The organism is Paenibacillus sp. USDA918EY (assembly GCF_009870825.1).
GTDB classification, from domain to species: domain Bacteria; phylum Bacillota; class Bacilli; order Paenibacillales; family Paenibacillaceae; genus Paenibacillus_AQ; species Paenibacillus_AQ albilobatus.
On record NZ_WTWY01000027.1, the window covers coordinates 13,253 to 30,402 of the forward strand.

17 protein-coding genes and 2 riboswitches are annotated in these 17,150 nt (G+C 52.9%); of the genes, 6 read left to right on the top strand and 11 right to left on the bottom strand.

Annotated features, from left to right (window positions below; translation table 11 throughout):
* Positions 1-76: 76 nt before the first annotated feature.
* Both motB and motA read right to left on the bottom strand, forming a co-directional pair.
* Positions 77-886, bottom strand: a complete 810-nt coding sequence (gene motB / locus GQY55_RS29445) for a flagellar motor protein MotB (protein WP_160045483.1) — start codon at positions 884-886, stop codon at positions 77-79.
* Positions 870-1,670, bottom strand: coding sequence for a flagellar motor stator protein MotA (gene motA, locus GQY55_RS29450; protein ID WP_160045484.1), 801 nt, complete (start codon positions 1,668-1,670; stop codon positions 870-872). The genes motB and motA overlap by 17 nt, the downstream gene beginning before the upstream one ends.
* 332 nt (positions 1,671-2,002) lie before the next feature.
* Between motA and GQY55_RS29455 the strand changes: the two genes are divergently transcribed.
* The gene (locus GQY55_RS29455; RefSeq protein WP_160045485.1) at positions 2,003-2,296 is read left to right on the top strand and encodes a hypothetical protein; all 294 of its coding nucleotides are present in this window, start codon (positions 2,003-2,005) and stop codon (positions 2,294-2,296) included.
* Between the two features lie 193 nt (positions 2,297-2,489).
* Complete coding sequence (locus GQY55_RS29460) at positions 2,490-2,795, top strand: 4a-hydroxytetrahydrobiopterin dehydratase (RefSeq protein ID WP_160045486.1); 306 nt, start codon at positions 2,490-2,492, stop codon at positions 2,793-2,795.
* Between the two features lie 96 nt (positions 2,796-2,891).
* On the opposite strand, the gene GQY55_RS29465 is transcribed toward GQY55_RS29460, so the two are convergent.
* The 6 genes from GQY55_RS29465 to GQY55_RS29490 all read right to left on the bottom strand — a co-directional run bounded on the left by GQY55_RS29465 (position 2,892) and on the right by GQY55_RS29490 (position 8,894).
* Entirely contained in the window at positions 2,892-3,251 is a 360-nt protein-coding gene (locus GQY55_RS29465; RefSeq protein ID WP_160045487.1) for a c-type cytochrome, read from the bottom strand.
* 215 nt (positions 3,252-3,466) lie between these two features.
* Complete coding sequence (locus tag GQY55_RS29470; protein ID WP_236575952.1) at positions 3,467-3,937, bottom strand: GNAT family N-acetyltransferase; 471 nt, start codon at positions 3,935-3,937, stop codon at positions 3,467-3,469.
* Positions 3,938-4,145: 208 nt separating this feature from the next.
* Positions 4,146-4,637, bottom strand: a complete 492-nt coding sequence (locus GQY55_RS29475) for a C40 family peptidase (RefSeq protein ID WP_160045488.1) — start codon at positions 4,635-4,637, stop codon at positions 4,146-4,148.
* Positions 4,638-4,640: 3 nt separating this feature from the next.
* A riboswitch (cyclic di-AMP (ydaO/yuaA leader) is annotated at positions 4,641-4,780 on the bottom strand.
* Positions 4,781-5,196: 416 nt separating this feature from the next.
* Complete coding sequence (locus GQY55_RS29480; RefSeq protein ID WP_160045489.1) at positions 5,197-5,661, bottom strand: C40 family peptidase; 465 nt, start codon at positions 5,659-5,661, stop codon at positions 5,197-5,199.
* Between the two features lie 5 nt (positions 5,662-5,666).
* Positions 5,667-5,806, bottom strand: a riboswitch (cyclic di-AMP (ydaO/yuaA leader).
* Positions 5,807-6,066: 260 nt separating this feature from the next.
* Positions 6,067-6,900, bottom strand: a complete 834-nt coding sequence (locus GQY55_RS29485) for a hypothetical protein (protein ID WP_160045490.1) — start codon at positions 6,898-6,900, stop codon at positions 6,067-6,069.
* A gap of 11 nt (positions 6,901-6,911) precedes the next feature.
* Positions 6,912-8,894 (bottom strand): M1 family metallopeptidase, encoded by a 1,983-nt coding sequence (locus GQY55_RS29490; protein WP_160045491.1) that lies wholly within the window; start codon positions 8,892-8,894, stop codon positions 6,912-6,914.
* A gap of 163 nt (positions 8,895-9,057) precedes the next feature.
* Here GQY55_RS29490 and GQY55_RS29495 point away from each other — a divergent pair, with 163 nt between their 5' ends.
* Entirely contained in the window at positions 9,058-9,567 is a 510-nt protein-coding gene (locus GQY55_RS29495) for a YwhD family protein (RefSeq protein WP_236575947.1), read from the top strand.
* A 174-nt stretch (positions 9,568-9,741) separates the two neighbouring features.
* Here the strand turns inward: GQY55_RS29495 and GQY55_RS29500 are convergent, their stop codons facing one another.
* From GQY55_RS29500 to GQY55_RS29510, 3 genes are all read right to left on the bottom strand, one after another.
* Positions 9,742-10,389: a DNA-3-methyladenine glycosylase gene (locus GQY55_RS29500; protein WP_160045493.1), complete on the bottom strand. Its 648-nt coding sequence runs from the start codon at positions 10,387-10,389 to the stop codon at positions 9,742-9,744.
* A gap of 22 nt (positions 10,390-10,411) precedes the next feature.
* A complete protein-coding gene (locus GQY55_RS29505) occupies positions 10,412-11,473 on the bottom strand; it encodes an endonuclease/exonuclease/phosphatase family protein (RefSeq protein WP_160045494.1) in 1,062 nt (353 codons plus the stop codon).
* A 165-nt stretch (positions 11,474-11,638) separates the two neighbouring features.
* Complete coding sequence (locus tag GQY55_RS29510; RefSeq protein ID WP_160045495.1) at positions 11,639-13,693, bottom strand: transglycosylase domain-containing protein; 2,055 nt, start codon at positions 13,691-13,693, stop codon at positions 11,639-11,641.
* Between the two features lie 329 nt (positions 13,694-14,022).
* On the opposite strand from GQY55_RS29510, the gene speE reads away from it, so the two are divergent.
* From speE to GQY55_RS29525, 3 genes are all read left to right on the top strand, one after another.
* Positions 14,023-14,850, top strand: coding sequence for a polyamine aminopropyltransferase (speE, locus tag GQY55_RS29515; protein ID WP_160045496.1), 828 nt, complete (start codon positions 14,023-14,025; stop codon positions 14,848-14,850).
* 18 nt (positions 14,851-14,868) lie between these two features.
* Positions 14,869-15,738: an agmatinase gene (gene speB, locus GQY55_RS29520; protein ID WP_160045497.1), complete on the top strand. Its 870-nt coding sequence runs from the start codon at positions 14,869-14,871 to the stop codon at positions 15,736-15,738.
* Between the two features lie 217 nt (positions 15,739-15,955).
* Positions 15,956-17,149 (top strand): WD40/YVTN/BNR-like repeat-containing protein, encoded by a 1,194-nt coding sequence (locus GQY55_RS29525; RefSeq protein WP_160045498.1) that lies wholly within the window; start codon positions 15,956-15,958, stop codon positions 17,147-17,149.
* Position 17,150: the final 1 nt, after the last annotated feature.

Consider the following 17,150-nt stretch of genomic DNA (forward strand, 5'->3'; position numbering starts at 1 on the left):
AGGCCTGCCGCAGAATACACAAAAAAGCTGTATGATCGTTTGTAAACGACAATACAGCTTTTATTATTATCCGGGATTAGGGATTTTGTACCTGCATTTGCTGCGCCGCGTCCGTATATTTGCGGATGATCGAAACTTCGACCCGGCGGTTCATCGCCCGGCCCTGGGTTGTATCGTTGGAAGCAACCGGATGGTATTCGCCGAACGCTTTCGACGTGAACATGGCCGGATTCAGCTTCGGATTCGCCAGCAGAATTTTCATGAAGTGAAGGGCCCGGTCGGAGCTCAAATCCCAGTTCGAAGCATATTCGCTGTTGGAGATCGGCATATTATCGGTATGTCCCGAGACGACGACGTTATAATCCGGGAACTTCTGCAGCATGTTGCTGATCGCTAAGGCCAACTGGCGCGATTCGGGTTTTACGGACGCGCTCCCCGAGGCGAATAGCGCATTGTCGCTGATCGTGATGGTCAGCTCGGATTGGTTCAGCTTCGTATTGAGCAGATTGGTCAACCCGTTGTTTTTAATATATTGATCCAGCTGCTTTTTCAGCTTTTCCAAATCTTCTTGTTCCTGCTTCGCAAGCTGGGCTTTTTGCCTTTTCCGTTCTTCGCTGTTCACCACGTCGTTTTGGCTGTCTTTCTTGCCTTTGTCGAGGTTCTTGTCCGAAGGCAGGGCGGAGCTGAAATTGAGCACCCCGGTGCCCGTGCTGAGCGCGGTATTAAACGCTTTGCTCATTTCCTCGAACTTTTTATTGTCCGTCGCGCTCATGGCGTACATTACGATAAACAGGGCGAGAAGCAGGGTCAGCAGGTCGGAATACGGAAGGAGCCACGATTCGTCCGCATGCTCCTCGTGAGATTCATGTTTAGTCTTTTTGCTCACCTGTTGAATCCTCCTTCTCATTCATTTGAGCACGCTCGGAAGGGGTCAGGAAGACGGAAAGCTTTTGGCTGATCGCAATCGTGGATACGCCGGATTGAATGGACAGAAGCCCTTCGATCATCATGAGTTTCAGCTCGATTTCCTTCTTGGACAAACGTTTCAGCTTATTGGAGATCGGGTGCCACAGCACGTAACCCGTGAAAATCCCCAGGAGCGTCGCAATAAAGGCTGCGCCGATGGCATGCGCGAGCTCGCCCATATTCTCCATTTTGGTCAGGGCCGCAATCAGGCCGACGACGGCGCCGAGAACCCCGAGAGACGGGGCGTACATACCGGCTTGGGAAAAAAGCAAAGCGCCTGCGCGATGCCGTTCTTCCGTCGCCGCAATATCTTCCATCAAAACGTCACGCACAAAATCCTGGTCGTTGCCGTCGATAATCATCCGCATGCCGTTGCGAAGGAAAGCATCGTCGATTTCCTCGACTTTGGTTTCGAGGGCAAGCAGCCCTTCGCGGCGGGTGATGGAGGCCCATTCCATGAACATCGCGATGAGCTCCCGGCGTTCCACCAGCTTTTGTTTGACGAAAACCATCTTCAGCAGCTTAGGAAACTTTTTAAGCTCTGACATCGGAAAACCAATAAATAACGTAGCAGCCGTACCCCCGATGATAATGACATAAGCGGCGGGGGTGAGGAGGGATACCAAAGGCGCACCTTTGAGTATCATGCCGACCAGGACTGCGACCAAGCCGAGTATTAGGCCGATAAGTGTTGAAATTTCCATTGCGCACCTCATCCATGAGAAATAGAATTGAATCCTTTCGTGCACCAAGCTTGCATCCTTGCAGCATGGTGTCTGCACCAAGAAACCTGATTATAATATTTATCGTCAGCAATGGCTTTTTTTTTAAGGGGGTTTTTCCGGTATAATGAAACATAGGGGTTCGTCGGCCCTATTAGCCGCATGGGAGAATCGTACAGCTTGAGCCGCCGTCCCTACATAAAATGAACCAGGAATAAGAAAAAAAAAGCGCTCCGTCATGCCTGCAAAGGGATGGAAATAGAGCTCGGCGTAAATTTCGTTCAGACGATATGTGACCAGATGGAGGTAAAGCCATGGGAGTAAAACATGGGCGTGAATATGACGAAATATTGAAGGATTTAACGGAAGCGGTGGGAGGGATTCCCGACAGCTACCTGTTTTTCGAAATGGACGGGGGCGAATGGGTGGGACTGAGTCCTGAAGAGCAACGGGAGGTACATGAGGCTCTTGCGGAGGATCTTTTTTATGCCTTGGGAACCGAACCGGTGATCGAAGTAGGCAGCGGCGTAGTCATGTACGACAAGGACAACCACCGGATCAACCTGCTGATCGGGGACGAGGGACTGACTGTAGTCCCACTCATCTAGTCCAAGGGCCGAATGGATTTTTGAATATCCGTCATGGTAAGATAAAACAAGTGCTTGGCCACGGAGGACGGCCATATTCATATTTATTCATCGATCGGAATACAATGGGAGAAGTTAACAAGGAGCCGGGCTAAGCGACATTCTTGTTAATTTCGATACTAGGGCGTTTTTGTTTCAGGGAGGAAATGAGAATATGGTTTACACGCAAGAAGAAGTGGAAGCGCATTTGGCGAAGCTGGAAGGCTGGCAGTTGGAGGAAGGGCGCTGGATCGTGCGCAAATTCATTTTTTCCAACTTCATGAAAGGGATTTCGTTCGTCGACGAGGTGGCGACGATTTCCGAAGCCTTCGATCACCATCCTTTCATTACGATTGATCATAAGAACGTAACGCTGCGGTTGACCTCCTGGGATGACGGAGGCATTACCGCCCTCGACATCAAAGAAGCGCATCAGTTTAACGAATTGTTCGAAAAAATGCGCTCAGGCGAGAAACGCTAGACGAACATGGCATAGCAAAGCAAAAAACACGCTCCGTACAGACCTTTCGGTCGCTGCGCGAAGCGTGTTTTTTTATTCCCTCGAAAGAAACGGCCATTATTTTTTGGCTGCAAGCCACTCGGCAACGTTGGCGATTTCCTCTTTTTTCAGTTTGTCCTTGAAAGAAGGCATGCCGCCTCTGCCCTTAGTAATGATCGTATAAAGTTCTTCAGCAGACATTTGGGCTCCGATCTTTTGCAGGTTCGGTCCCACGCCGCCCTGCAGCTGGTCTCCGTGGCAGCTGATGCAGCCTTGGGCTTTAATGGTTGCTTCAGCCGCTGCAGCGTCCATGGTCACTTCAGGCATGGTTGGTTTTTCTTCTTCGGCTACCTGCTCTTTACCTGGCAGCGTAAACATGAGCACAACGGCAAATACGCATGCGATCGTTATCAAACCGCTCATGATCCATTTTTGCATCCGTTTTCGTCCTTTCTATGTAAACTGCAGTCTTCTCATTTCTTCATTATAACGGAACAAGCCGGTACATCAAATACTTTGTGACAAAAAAGCAAACAAAAGCAAGCACAAATCCACTAAAAATACACAAATTCGTACCATTTTTCAAATGGACGGATGAAATGAAATTTTGCGAAACCGTCCGTTCGATGGTCCCCCAAAAAACTGACGCTAAATCAGGCCGTCGGCGCCTTCGTGCCCTCGTAAACCATGCAGTAGAAACGTTCGGTCCCCTCCGGCGCCGGTTTTTCATAGATGTCCGCAATTTCGAAGCCTGCTTTCAGGTAAGCCCGAATCGCCCGCAAGTTCCAGTCCTGTACCTCCAAGTCGATTTCCTGGCCGGGAAAGCGGGATTTGGCGGCTTCTACGACGGCCTGGATAAAGCTTGCCCCCAGCCCTTGGCCGCATAAATCGGGCCGCATGCCGATGCCGAGGCGAACGACGTTGACCATCGGAAAAAGCTGTGCGAAGCCGCACAGGCTGCCCTGCCCGTCCAGAACCGACACATACTGCTGCCTCCGCAAATCGGGATCGCCGAGCTCAATGCCAAGCGCTTCCATTTGCTCCCAAGGCAGCCAGGCATAGATCCGGTCGTAAGGCGGTTCATACGTCCAGCCGCAGCAGGCTTCGGCCTGCTCACGCGTCATTGGAGCTACGGTAAATGCCTCCTTCGAAACGTTCACCCAGAAAGCCTCCTTTCTTAAGAGACGTCCGCTACTATGTAGCATTTGACTATTCAAGAAAATCTATTCCTGACGGATGCCGCGGCAGGCGCAAAAAAATCCCGTACTGAGATTTCGGCAAAAATCTCAAAGTACGGGCTGGTCGTACATACCGTTCCAGTGCTGCGGAATGTTATTGAACGTCATCGTTATCTTCGGAATCAACGGCGGATGCCTGGTAGGTATCCGAGCTCATGACACGTTTCGCGCCAACGTAGCGGTTGACGTAATAGCTTTCGCTAAGCGAACTGACGACAACGCCGCGGGAAGTCGAAGCATGTGCGAATTTGCCGTCTCCGACGTAAATGCCGACATGAGATACACCGGAGCCGGATGTATTGAAGAATACGAGGTCTCCTGCTCTCAAGTCGCTGCGGGATACGGAAGTGCCCATGCTGAACTGCGATCCGGATTGATGGGGCAAGTTAATGCCGAGATGCTTGAATACGTACATCGTAAACCCGGAGCAGTCGAAACCGCTTGTCGTCGTACCTCCGGATCTGTATTTCGTACCGAGAACATCGTCGATGACTTTGTCCATTTTAGAATCGGCGAAAGCGCTTCCGGCGCCGACGGTAAATACGATGGCAAAACTCATGACTGCTGCTGCTAGCTTCTTTTTCAAGCCCAATACTCCTTCCGAGTGCCTGCGAGGTTAGCTTAAGGATTCGGTAGAAGGTCCCCTATGATCCCTCTGTTGCAAGATCAATTCACCCGTAAATGGTTCCCCCGCTTTCCTAGTGTGAGGAAATTCGGCATCTGACTTTTTACACTATATCCATCGGAAAAACATCTTCTAAATGCTGTCATACAGCAAAGATTACAAAGTTGTTACTAACACTGGACCTATTGTAACAAAGGAATGACGTTTTGGCAATTGTTTCTATCGTAAATATACGAAAAATTCAACAGCATTTCGGGATTTTTGCAAAATGATTGCCGATCTAGGGGCATTATAGAGCATTTTATAGGAAAAAAGGTTTATTTGTTGGACAAGAGGTTTATATTCATAGTAAACGGACGGAGAAATAGAATGAAGAAAGATCGAATAAAATTTTTTTTTGAAAGTTGTTACCTTTTAACGGTTTGGAGCGTCTAATTAGTAACAAGAAACCCGCGAGGGATTTCGGCAAAAATCTCCGCGCGGGCACCGTAAGCTTTTCGTATGTTTATGGGTAAGTTTCTTAGTTGTAGACGGCCGCTTTGTATTTAGCGGTACTCATGACACGTTTGGCGCCAATGTAGCGGTTGGCGAAATAGCTGTTGCTGAGCTTGCTGATGGTAACGCCCTTCGAAGAAGAGGAATGCGCAAAGCTTCCGTTTCCGATGTAAACGCCGACATGGGAAACGCCCGCGCCGGTCGTATTGAAGAATACCAGATCTCCGGCACGCAAATTGCTTTTGGAGACGGCGGTGCCGATTTTAAATTGGGCACTGGATTGGCGCGGGATGGAAACACCCAACTTTTGGTATACGTAACGCGTGAAACCGGAGCAATCAAATCCTTTGGTCGTCGTTCCGCCGGTTTTGTAGGAAACGCCGATCGTGCTGTTCACGACATGATTCAGAGAAGATTGCGCGAATACGCTGGTTCCCATGGAGAACATCAGCGTCAAACCAAGCACAGCAGCTGTCAACTTCTTTTTCAAAACATAATCCCCTTCCATGTTGCCTGCGAGGTTAGCTTAAGGATTCGGTTGAAGGTCGTCCCCTATGATCCCTTTACTGCGAGATCAATTCACCCAAAGTGGTTCCCCCGCTTCCCGGTGCCAAGGAATTCGGCCTTGATCGGGCACCCGAAAGTGACTGATGTCTATCATCGAACGGTATCTGACATTAAAAATTATCGTTACAGCACAAATTAAATAGTTACAGTAAAAATGACAAAGTTGTTACTAACTTCTTACTCGGATTATTTTAACAGACGATTGCGCCTTTGGCAAATCGTTCTAATACCTAAAAACGACAAAACCCCACCCTTTTTGGTTAAAAAGGGTGGGGTTTTTCTTATATCAGAGGGTTGAAGTGATGACAAAAATTTTACCTTTCGCAAATTATTTTTCGTCGTTCCGATGCGCTTGGGCGTACCACAGGTCAAACTTGGCCGAAATGCTCCATAATCTCATGATGCAGCTGACCAGATGGTAACCCTGCTGAAGGATCAGTGCGATGATGCCGGCCCAAATCAGGGAAACTCCCGTGCTGAGGCTGAACAGAAGCAGGCTGGTCGAGCCGAGGACAAGCGAAACGCCGATCAGCGGCAGCGCCCCGCGCAGGCAATGCCACAGGGGCATTAGGAAGCCGGCGCCTCCGGTCTTGCCGAACTGCATGAAGAGGATGAATTGATGCACGATATATCCGTACAGAAGCCATCCGAGAATCCAAGGAAGGAGAGACAGGCCGGACGTTTGCAGCTGCATGCCTGCCAGAAGCGCGGCATATGCTTTAGGTAACACCCAGTAGGCCGGGGCCGCGATTAGGAGCCACTCGATCAAATGGAACAAAAAGACGGTTTTGCCGTGACATTTCATGCCTTGAAAGAAAAACAGCCCGACTTCGCCTTCGCGTTCGCGGTGCAGCCCGTAAAATATCCCCGCATGGATAAAAGGGGTCAGCAGCATGCGCAATGCGAACATCGCAAGCAAAATCCACATGTACATATGCACGGTGCCGCTCGTCGAAAGGCTCATCTTGCCCTCGATGTAATAAAGCAGCTGGCCCAGCTCGTTGGGCTGCGGGTCGGGATAACGCATCAGCAGCGGGGTGACGGCCGAATGGACCAGCCTGTACAGGAAGTAGCCCCAGATCAGCTGGTATAAAAAGAGAATGATGACGATATAAAATTGATTCTTAAGACTTTTCCAGCCATGAGCAATATGGGATTTCACCGATTCTCACCTCACCAGGACAGACTTCCAAGCAGAGTCTCAATCAGCTTGGTGATGCTTACGTTCCAGCGGATCAGAACCTTCCTGTCCATATCCGCCTTCAAATAGTTGTTGATATGCCTGTTTTCGATCACGATCGAATAATTCGGATCGACCATGGCCCAGGCGAGGGGCGCTTTGTACTCCAGCTTGAACTCGACGCTCTCCCCCGAACCGTTCCATACCTTGTTCAGCGTATGCCCGTCCGTAAAGACGAATTGAACCGGGACCTGCGCATAGTCGCCGCCTTTTTTCGATACCTTGACGGTCGATTCGTAAACCGTGCCGGAAGCGGCGTCCTTTTTGCGGACGGAGATGGAGTCGACCGCGAAGTCGGCCATCTGGCTGCCGTACACGTACTGGTCGAAAAAGGTTTGCCAGGACCGCTTGGTCACCTGCTCGACCACCTTTTGAAAATCGGCGGTTGTCGGGTGCTTGAACCGGTACTTTTTAGCGTAGGTGCCCATAATTTTGCTCATCGTCTGCGTACCGACCTGCTGCTCCATCGCCTTAAGCAAAAGCTTGCCGCGATAATAAACGTTCAGGGCATATTGATCCTGCGAGCCGTATTTCCACGCTTCCTGCGTCAGCGGCATCGGAGAGGCGATCAGGGATGCCTGTACAGGCAGATTCGGAATGACGCCGTATTCCTGCTCCATCAGTTTATCTTCGGCATAGGAAGTAAATCCTTCATCCAGCCAGGCTTCCTCGAACTCGTTGCTCGCCAGCATGCCGTAAAAATACTGGTGCCCGATCTCATGAATGACGGTCCGCTCCAGATCGTAGCCCGGCGAATCGTCCTTGGCCCCGAAGGCGGTGATCAGCGTCGGGTACTCCATACCTCCCGCGCCGTTACCCGATTCCGGCGGCACGACAATGGAGAGGGTAGAGTAAGGATAGCGGCCGTACCATTTGCTGAAATATTTGAGCGCGGCTTTGGCGGCAAAGAAATATCTTTCCTTCAAGTCTTTATGGGCCGGGTCTAAATAAAGCTTGATCCGCACGCCCGGAACCTCGGGAGAAGAAAACGGCTCTTCGGCGACGACAAAGTTCGGCGATGCCGACCAGGCAAAATCATGAACGTCGTCGGCGTAAAACTGATAAATTTTCTCTTTGCCCCGAACCTGGGCCGACTGTACGGGGAAGCCGGTGGCGGCAACGATATAGTCGCTCGGCACGTGAATGCGGACGCTGTAGATGCCGAAATCGGCGTAGAACTCGGAATTGCCGTGATACTGATGCAGGTTCCATCCTTCCGTTTGGCGTCCTCTGGTACCGGCAGGCTCGTAGACGCTGATTTTCGGGAACCATTGGCCGGCCATGACAAAATCGTCGCCTGCGATGCCCATCCGGGCGAATATTTTCGGAAGCTTGACCTCAAAGCGGATGCTGAGCGTAATGCTTTCGCCGCCCTTGACCGGCTTCGGAAGCCGCACCTTGACGAGGGTCTTGTCCTTGACGTTGCCGTCATCGGGCTGGACATATTGCATGCGATGCATCAGGGAAAGGCCTTCGGCGGTTTTCATCTCGGTGATTTCCATCGATCCGAAGCCGTCCGGAGGCATGGCATCATTCCGGAGCTTTCCACCGGATTCTTTCATAAACGTGGAGTCCATCGAAGAGAAGGCGTTGGGATACAGGTGAAAGTACAGCTCGTTGACCGTTTTATTGCCGGGATGGGTCCAGGTCAGCGTCTCGGTTCCTTTGATGATGCGATTTTCGGTATCGAGCGTCGTGTCGATATGGTATTCCACCACCCGCTTGCTGAGAATTTCGGCGGTCGGCTTTTGTACGCTCTCCTGCTGGACGATCGGAGTGGGAGGCTTGGCCTGATCCGGAGCATAGGAAGGCTGCGATTCCGGCGTATCCCGAAGTAGGAGCGCCCCTGTTCCCGCAAGCAAAAGACAGAGGGCAATGATAGACGAAACAACGATTTTGGCGCGTGCTGGAGCCATATACGAATACCTCCCGTTGACAAGCATCTACAGCATGTATATGTTGGCTTTCCAGCGATTATTAGTTAAAATAAAATTATGTTGCATGAAACTAGGCATAGAAAGCAGGACGCCTGTTTGGAAAATCCGGACAGCGCGTTTTCCAATAGGAGGCACGCGAAACGTGGAAAACAAGGAGCAAGTAGGCAAGAAACAGATTGCACTGAATATCGTCAGCGGCAAGAGCAAGCATAAAATCGGTTTTGGCGCGGGCTCCATCGACTTGAACAACATTTCTCCGGTTGTCATTGACCGCGGCGTGGCCACGATCGATATCGGCGCCATGCATGCCAAGAGCAAGCCGGAACGCCGCATCCGCTTTTCGACCAATCGTGAGGATGTGCCGAACGGCCGCCAGGTGTGGATTGTTTGGGTGGCGGTCGACCGCGACGAGATAGGGCAATATTACGCCGGCGCAACCGCAAGCGAAATGTGGATCGATGAAGAAGCCCGCAAAGGCTGGAAAATTCTCGCCGATCACGTCAACCGGATGGATGCCGCTTTGAAACGAAAGTTTATGCTCAGTGAACTGAGTACGGAGGATAAAAAGCTGCTGAAGGATTTGCTGGTATCCCATAACGAGGAATGGTGGGAGAGATCGCCGGAGGAACTTAAGCAAGCGCTTGATGTTTAAACGCATATTTCTTTCGATCAAACGAAATAAAGGGTCTGCCCGCCGCTTGTTGGGTTAACGAGCGCCGGAGCGGACCCTTTCGTTTTTTTGCCGGATAGTCTGGCCATCTCCGGCAGGTCGCCCTCCATTATAAAAGAAGGTGTGCACTTTTTTCGATGGATGCCTCAAGGCAAGCTATGCCTGCTTCCAGGGGGTCGGCTGCTTGTCCTTAACGGAAACGTAAGGATTCCCTTCGATATAATAACGCCAAGGTTTTAGAGCATATTCGCCGGCGTAATCGATGTTGATTCTTGGACATTGCACGATCGGCAGCTCGTCCACCGGGTCCCCGGCTTCCAGGCGAAGCATGCCGTCGCCCCTGTTTAACGGATAGCCGTTCAGGCTTCTGTCGATGCGCAGCGCGCGGCACAGCTTGCCGGGACCGTTGCACAGGTTGGCCTTTTTTCCTGAAAACTCGCCGCGGTAAGCAAGCATCAGCTCTGCATCCTTGTCGCTTAGCGGTTCCACGGCGCGAATCAGCACCGCCTGCGGATCATCGGGATCGCCGACGACCACGTTGAGACAGGAATACATGCCGTAGATCAAATAGACGTAAGCGACGCCGCCTGCGGCAAACATGACCTCCGTCCTGGCGGTGCGCCGGTTGCCGAAAGCGTGGCTGCCCCGGTCTTCCGCCCCGCCGTAACTTTCCGTTTCAACGATGCGGCAGCGGACTTCACCGTCCTCCGTCACGCGCACGAGCGTTTGGCCAAGCAGGAGCGGGGCGGCTTCAAGCGCCGTCCGCCCCAGCAGCGAAGGAGAGATTAGTCTAGAGTTATGCATGCCTTCAAAGGCCTCCTTGTGCTTATTTTAATACAAACTCGGCCGTCACCGGATTGTGGTCGCTATGTTCATGCTTCAGGTCATGGCCCTCCACCTTAAGGATGTCGACATTCGGCGAAACCAAAAATCCGTCAATGACCGCGCGGAAATTGATCCCTTCCTTAAAAGGAACGTCGACCGTCCGGACCGACGGGACGGTTTTGTCCACGGCCCAATGAAAGCCCTCCGGCAGAACGTTTTCCGGAAAAGGCTGCAGCCACTCCGGCCAGGATTGGGTCGTTTTGAACGCTTTGGGGTCGGTTCCGGGCAGCGAGTGGTTCCAGTCGCCTCCGAGGATGACGTAATTTCCTTTCTCCGCTTCCTTTTTCATATATTCCTTCATGAACTGAAGCTGCTGCTTTCGGATGCTTCCGCCCTGATCGAACGCCGACAAATGAAGATTCGCCAGAATCAGTTCCTTGCCATTGTTCACGGGGATCCGGCTTTCGATGAATGCCCGGTCGAGGTCGAACTGCTGCTTTGGCCATTTTTCCTTGCCGGGAAGATCATACCGCGTCGCGCCGCTGCTTTTGTATTTGGCAAGCGTCAACAGCCCGCCGCGCGCATGGCCCATCGGATGGAAGACAGGCACGGGAACCCAGGGCACCTTGTAATTGTCCGCATAGGAGAAGCTGTAGTTCGGGAGGTACTCCTTCAGCGCCTCGGCCTCATTAAGGCGATAACTGCGCGTTGAATTGACGTCTACTTCCTGGATAAAAATGAAGTCGGAGCGGTTGCCGCTCAAAAACGTCCCCATGCCCCTCAAATTCAGCTCCGTTTGCTTTTTGCTTCTCGAACCCGATCCGGTCCCGCCGTCCATAAAGAAGTCCTGATCACGGTCAAGGCCGGCGTACCCGATATTAAAGGTCGTGACGGTAAAGGCATTCCCCGTTTCCAGAACCCTGTCCGGATTGTTTGCGACGGTGATCGGTTCGGTTTTGCCCGGCCTATAGTCGGTCACGGTCACATACAACAAAAACCCGCCGGCGAGCAATAAAGCGGCCAGCACGACACCGCCGACAATCCACAGCATTTTTTTAACCATTCAAAATCTCCTCTATGTACGGTTATGATTCAACGTGTTATGAAATTTTTTCCATTGGGCGTTGCTTCTACTGTATCATGCAGAAGCTTGCGCAATCCAGAAGAAAAAAGGCCCGCAAGTCCGGGAGGTCGCCGACCGGAAAAGGGGCCATTTTCTCGCATCTCGTTAATCGGTAAACCAGCGTTTAATGGTTTTCCACCATGAGCGTTTTCCAGGAGCGCTTCGCTCGGACGCAGATTGCTGCTCCGTGTCTCCGCCGTGATCGGCGCAATATTCGGTCGGCTCCGTGCCGGCGATAAACACTTCCAGTTTTTTGTCCGTGCAACCGGCAGTGGCCAGCTTGCCCGTTTCCCGATCGACATAGACGGCAGCGACGCCGCTCGGAATGTTGAAAATTTTCGGCGGCACGTTTTCCAGCGCTTTTTCCGTGAACCGGGCAAAAATCGGCGCTGCGCGGTGACCGTCCAGCGTGGTAATATTCCGTCCTTTGTCGTAGCCCACCCAGACGGCGGTGGCCAGCTCCGGCGTATAACCGACCATCCAGGCGTCGGTATCGGTCGTGCCGGTTTTGCCGGCGACGGGCCGTTTGATAAGGGAAGAGATACGGCTGCCGGTACCCCCGGATTCGAATACGCTCTCCATCAAATGCGTAAGAACGTATGCCGCTGCCGGGTCGACCACCTGCTCGCCGCCGTTTTCCGGAGCTTGGTAAAGCACCTCGCCGGCCGCGTCCGTAATTTTCAGCACCGCGACGGGCGGCATCCGTTTGCCTCCGTTGCCGATGACGGCGAAAGCGGAAGCCATCTCGAACGGACTGACGGGCGAGGTGCCAAGCGCAAGGGAAGGAACCGGCCTCAGCGGGCTGACGATCCCGAGCTTTTTGGCCATCGCGATGACGTTGTCCGCCCCGACCTTCAGGAGCGTATTGACCGCATAGATGTTATCCGAAGCGGCGATCGCTTCCTGCATGTTGATTTCTCCCAAATATTTGCCGCCGAAATTGCTTGGCTGATACGTTTTCCGGTTATGGTCATAATGGAACAGGGTAGGTTCGCTGTTAAACGTGCTGAGACCGGTCATCGTTTTCGAGGACAACGCCGTCAAATACATGATCGGTTTAAAGGCGGAACCGGGCTGACGCGTTTTGGCGAGCGCGTGATTAAACTGGCTCGTCTTATAGTTTTTCCCTCCGACCATCGCCTTGACGTAACCGGTGCGCGGATCGATCGCCACAAGGCCCGTCTCCAGCTCGCTTTGCGGGTCCATGCCTTGGGCCACGGCCTCTTCGGCCGCCGCCTGCGCATGGGGATCCAGCGTCGTGTAGATGTTTAATCCGCCGTGATCCAGCTGCTCTTCGCTGATGCCAAGCTGGCTGGTTACGAGGTTTCGGATATAATCGCGGAAAAAGGGAGCGGTCACGCGGGCTTGCTGCTGGCCGATAGGCTTCAAGCGAATCCTTTCCGCGGCGGCTTCTTCCGCCTCCTGCTGCGATATTTGCCCGGTTTCGACCATCGTGCCGAGCACGACTTGCTGGCGTTTCTTCGCATGGTCCAAATGGTTATAAGGCGAATAATAGGTTGGACCCTTCGGGATCCCGGCCAGCATTGCGCTTTCGGCCAAGTCCAGTTCGGAGGCGGATTTGCCGAAATACAATTGCGAAGCGGCTTCGATGCCGTACGCCCCATGTCCGTAATAAATTTCGTTCAAGTACATTTGCAGAATCTCGTTTTTGCTGTATTTCATCTCCAGCTGGGCGGTATACATCGCTTCCCTGATTTTCCGGGTCCAGGTTTTGGCATGATTGAGATACAGGTTGCGGGCAAGCTGCTGTGTCAGCGTACTGGCTCCCTGAGCCCGGTCCATTTCCTTGAGATTGACGAGGATGGCCCGGCCCATGCCTTTGATGTCAAACCCGATATGCTCGTAAAATTTCCGATCCTCGACGGCGAGCGTCGCCTTGACGAGCAATGGGGAGATCCGCTCCAGCGGGACGGGTTCATAGCTCCGGCCGCTTGCCGAAAAGGTGGACATAATGTTGCCCTGGCTGTCCAGAAGGCGGGAGTTGCGGTCGGTGTCGGCGACGGGAAGGCTTTTTTGGTACAAAAACCCAAGCAGGATGGCTACGCTAAGGAGAATGGCCGCGACGGCGGCCAGCATCAGCTTGATCAACGCGGCAAACCGGCTTTTGCGTCTGGGCTTGGAGTGATGTTGCTGCGGCATGGCGTTTTCTTCCCTTCCATTTTTATACACTCATTATGGGAAAGGAGGGGCGGGGATATTCATCATGCGTTCATAATCAGGCCGGAAACAGGCAAAGAATAGACGGGGATGAAAGGTTCTTTTTCCGGGGCCGGTACCGCTCCGAAAATGAAGAATAACTGTGTCTTTACAGCCATTTCGCCAATCACGTATAATTCAAAGGATGTGTTAAAGAATCCATAGTTTGGTACAATGAACGAAGCGGGGATTCAGCTGGACCGAAAAGCTCCGGGCGAAGGAATAAACGGAAGCGAAATCCCCTCTATTCTAGAGGAAAGAAGGTAATGTCGATGGAATTGTGGTTTACGGAAAAGCAGACCCCCGCTTTCGGGATTACAGCTAAAATCAAACAAACGTATGTAAACGAAAAAACCGATTTTCAGGATCTGGCCATGGTGGAGACTGAAGAGTTTGGAAATATGCTTTTGCTGGACGGCATGGTCATGACAACCGAAAAGGATGAGTTCGTGTACCATGAAATGGTGGCCCATCCTGTGCTGAACACCCACCCGAATCCGAAACACGTGCTGGTCGTCGGCGGCGGCGACGGCGGCGTCATCCGCGAAATCATCAAACATCCGGAAGTGGAAAAAGCGGTGCTCGTGGACATCGACGGCAAGGTCATCGAATATTCGAAAAAATACCTCCCTTCCATCGCCGGCAAGCTGGACGATCCACGGGTGGAAGTGCACGTGAACGACGGCTTCATGCACATCCATGAGCACAAAAACGAATACGACGTCATCATGGTCGACTCCACGGAACCTGTAGGTCCGGCTGCGCCGCTGTTCGAGCGCGGATTCTACCAAGGCATCTACGAAGCGTTGAAAGACGACGGCATTTTCGTGGCCCAAACGGACAACCCTTGGTTCAAAGCCGACCTGATCCAAAAAGTAAACCGCGACGTGAAAGAGATTTTCCCGATCGTGCGCGTGTACGGCGCAAACATCCCTACGTATCCGAGCGGCCTGTGGACGTTTACGATGGGCAGCAAAAAATACGACCCGCTTGAAGTCGACGAAGCGGACATTCCGGAAATGGACACCAAATATTACACACCTCGTCTTCATAAGGCGGCATTCGTGCTGCCCAAATTCGTGGAAGACTTGACGAAATAAGGAGGCACCAAAAGAACGATGAAACTTGATCAAGCATATTCCGGCAACGTGTTTATCCTCAGCTCCGAGGATTATGAAAATTCCAAGGCTGTCATTTACGGCATGCCGATGGATTATACGGTGAGCTTCCGCCCGGGTTCGAGGTTCGGTCCCGCCCATATCCGCCAGGCATCGGTTGGCCTTGAAGAATACAGTCCGTATTTGGACAAAAGCATCGAAGACATCACCTATTTTGACGCGGGCGACCTGCTGCTGCCTTTCGGCAATGCATCGCGCAGCCTCGACATCATCCGCGAATACGTAGGCAAGCTGCTTGACGACGGCAAATTCCCGATCGGTCTCGGCGGCGAGCATCTCGTCACCTGGCCGGTCATCGAGCAAATGTACAAAAAGTATCCGGACCTGATCCTGATCCATATCGACGCGCATGCCGACCTGCGCGAACAATACGAAGGCGAGCCGCTTTCGCATTCCACGCCGGTCCGCAAGGCCGCTGCCCTGATGGGCGGGAAAAACATTTACCAATTCGGCATCCGCTCCGGATCGCGCGAGGAATTCAAATTCGGACGCGAGAACATCAATTTCCACCCGTTTGACGTAGCCGCTCCGCTGAAAGAAGCGCTGCCGAAGATGGGCAAGCGCCCGGTATACGTAACGATCGACATCGACGTGCTTGATCCGTCGGCGGCTCCGGGCACCGGTACCGCTGAAGCGGGGGGCATCACCTCCAAAGAGCTTCTGGAGGCGGTGCACCTCATCGCCCGTTCCGACGTGAACGTGGTCGGCTGCGACCTGGTGGAAGTGGCGCCTATATACGATCATTCCGAACAAACGCAAATCGTGGCCGCCAAGCTCATCCGCGAAATGCTGCTCGGATTCGTAAAATAAGGATTCAAACCTAAATCAAAGCATCTTCCGTAAGGTGCCGGGAAAGATTCATTCCGGACTTACCCAGGGAAGATGCTTTTTTGTACCCTCAGGCAAGGAAACTTGCGAACTTCGGCCACAAGCGGTCTGCAGGTGTTCGCGCGAGAGTGTATATATTGGGATGAACCGTGTAATTCGGGGAATGAACGGGTAAGTTCAATATACGGAGGTGTTGTTCATGAGATTGCACAAATGGATCAAGCCTGTTTCGGCTGCCGCAGCGGCATTTTTGTTGGTGTTGCCGATGGGCTGGGGGCCATCCCCGAAAGCGGCGGCAGCGGCCCAGCAAACGCCGGCTCCCTGCGGCAGCGGCGATCATGGCCTGTTGCAGGATTTGCAGCTGCAGGACACGGGAGCGGGACGGGAACCGCTTCGTTTTACGGATATCCAATTTCTGAGCCAGAGCACGGGACGGGCGGCCGGGACGGGCTTCATCATCGGCACGTCGGACGCCGGATGCCACTGGCAGGAAATTTACAAAGGGTCGTGGCAATTCGAACAGATTGATTTTACGGACAACGTCCGCGGCTGGGCTTTAGCTGTGCTGCCGGCGAAGCAAACGCCCGTTTTGCTTGCATCGGCGGATGGCGGCGCCCATTGGAAAGGCGTTTATACCGGCAATCTTCATTTTGAACGGATTCAATTGATGGGAGCCAAGTCGGGTTACGGTTATACGGCCGCCGGCGCGTATCGAACGAACGACGGCGGAAACAGCTGGGCGAAGGTGCCGACCCCGGCAAATACGCGGTATGCTATCTTTAATGATGCCAAAACCGGCTATGCGCTGACGTTAGCCCCTGGAGGAGGATACCGTGTTTGGCAGACCCGGAACGGCGGCCACAGTTGGGGCGAGAAGCTGAAGGTCGGCGCCTCATCCACGGCCGGCGGCCAACTCTACAGCCGGGATAACCAAGTATGGGCGGTTCTTTACGGGGATTCGGGCATGTCCCAGGTATCGTATGCTTTATACGGAAGCACGGACCAGGGGGCTCACTGGAAGCGGGTGATCGCGCAAAACACGGCCGGCGGCGGGCCGGCTCCGGGAACCGGTAAAGCGGTGGTTTCAAGCGGTCCGGCTCAGCCTGGCGGGCATCCGGGCAACATGCAGCTTTACGGCAAAGAAACCGCCATTTTGGCGGGAGGTTCCCCGGCCGGAGGCATGGTATCGGTCGGCGTTACCTATAACGGCGGAAAGACGTGGAAAAACCTGAAGCCGTCAATCAACGGATACGACGCGCGCATCTCCTTTGCAAACGGTAAAGACGGGTGGCTGGCCGTCACCAGCGCCACCAAATCCTCCATTTATTCCACGCATGACGGCGGGGCAACTTGGAACCGCAAATTTGCTTTTCAAGAGGCGCTTCAACCGTAAA

Excerpts from the sequence above, each read along its gene's own strand:
- GQY55_RS29510 (WP_160045495.1), bottom strand. The coding sequence starts at position 13,693 with ATGCCGCAGCAACATCACTCCAAGCCCAGACGCAAAAGCCGGTTTGCC.
- speB (WP_160045497.1), top strand. The coding sequence starts at position 14,869 with ATGAAACTTGATCAAGCATATTCCGGCAACGTGTTTATCCTCAGCTCC.
- GQY55_RS29465 (WP_160045487.1), bottom strand. The coding sequence starts at position 3,251 with ATGCAAAAATGGATCATGAGCGGTTTGATAACGATCGCATGCGTATTT.
- GQY55_RS29490 (WP_160045491.1), bottom strand. The coding sequence starts at position 8,894 with ATGGCTCCAGCACGCGCCAAAATCGTTGTTTCGTCTATCATTGCCCTC.
- speE (WP_160045496.1), top strand. The coding sequence starts at position 14,023 with ATGGAATTGTGGTTTACGGAAAAGCAGACCCCCGCTTTCGGGATTACA.
- GQY55_RS29525 (WP_160045498.1), top strand. The coding sequence starts at position 15,956 with ATGAGATTGCACAAATGGATCAAGCCTGTTTCGGCTGCCGCAGCGGCA.
- GQY55_RS29460 (WP_160045486.1), top strand. The coding sequence starts at position 2,490 with ATGGTTTACACGCAAGAAGAAGTGGAAGCGCATTTGGCGAAGCTGGAA.
- GQY55_RS29500 (WP_160045493.1), bottom strand. The coding sequence starts at position 10,389 with ATGCATAACTCTAGACTAATCTCTCCTTCGCTGCTGGGGCGGACGGCG.
- motA (WP_160045484.1), bottom strand. The coding sequence starts at position 1,670 with ATGGAAATTTCAACACTTATCGGCCTAATACTCGGCTTGGTCGCAGTC.
- GQY55_RS29470 (WP_236575952.1), bottom strand. The coding sequence starts at position 3,937 with ATGACGCGTGAGCAGGCCGAAGCCTGCTGCGGCTGGACGTATGAACCG.
- GQY55_RS29455 (WP_160045485.1), top strand. The coding sequence starts at position 2,003 with ATGGGAGTAAAACATGGGCGTGAATATGACGAAATATTGAAGGATTTA.
- GQY55_RS29505 (WP_160045494.1), bottom strand. The coding sequence starts at position 11,473 with ATGGTTAAAAAAATGCTGTGGATTGTCGGCGGTGTCGTGCTGGCCGCT.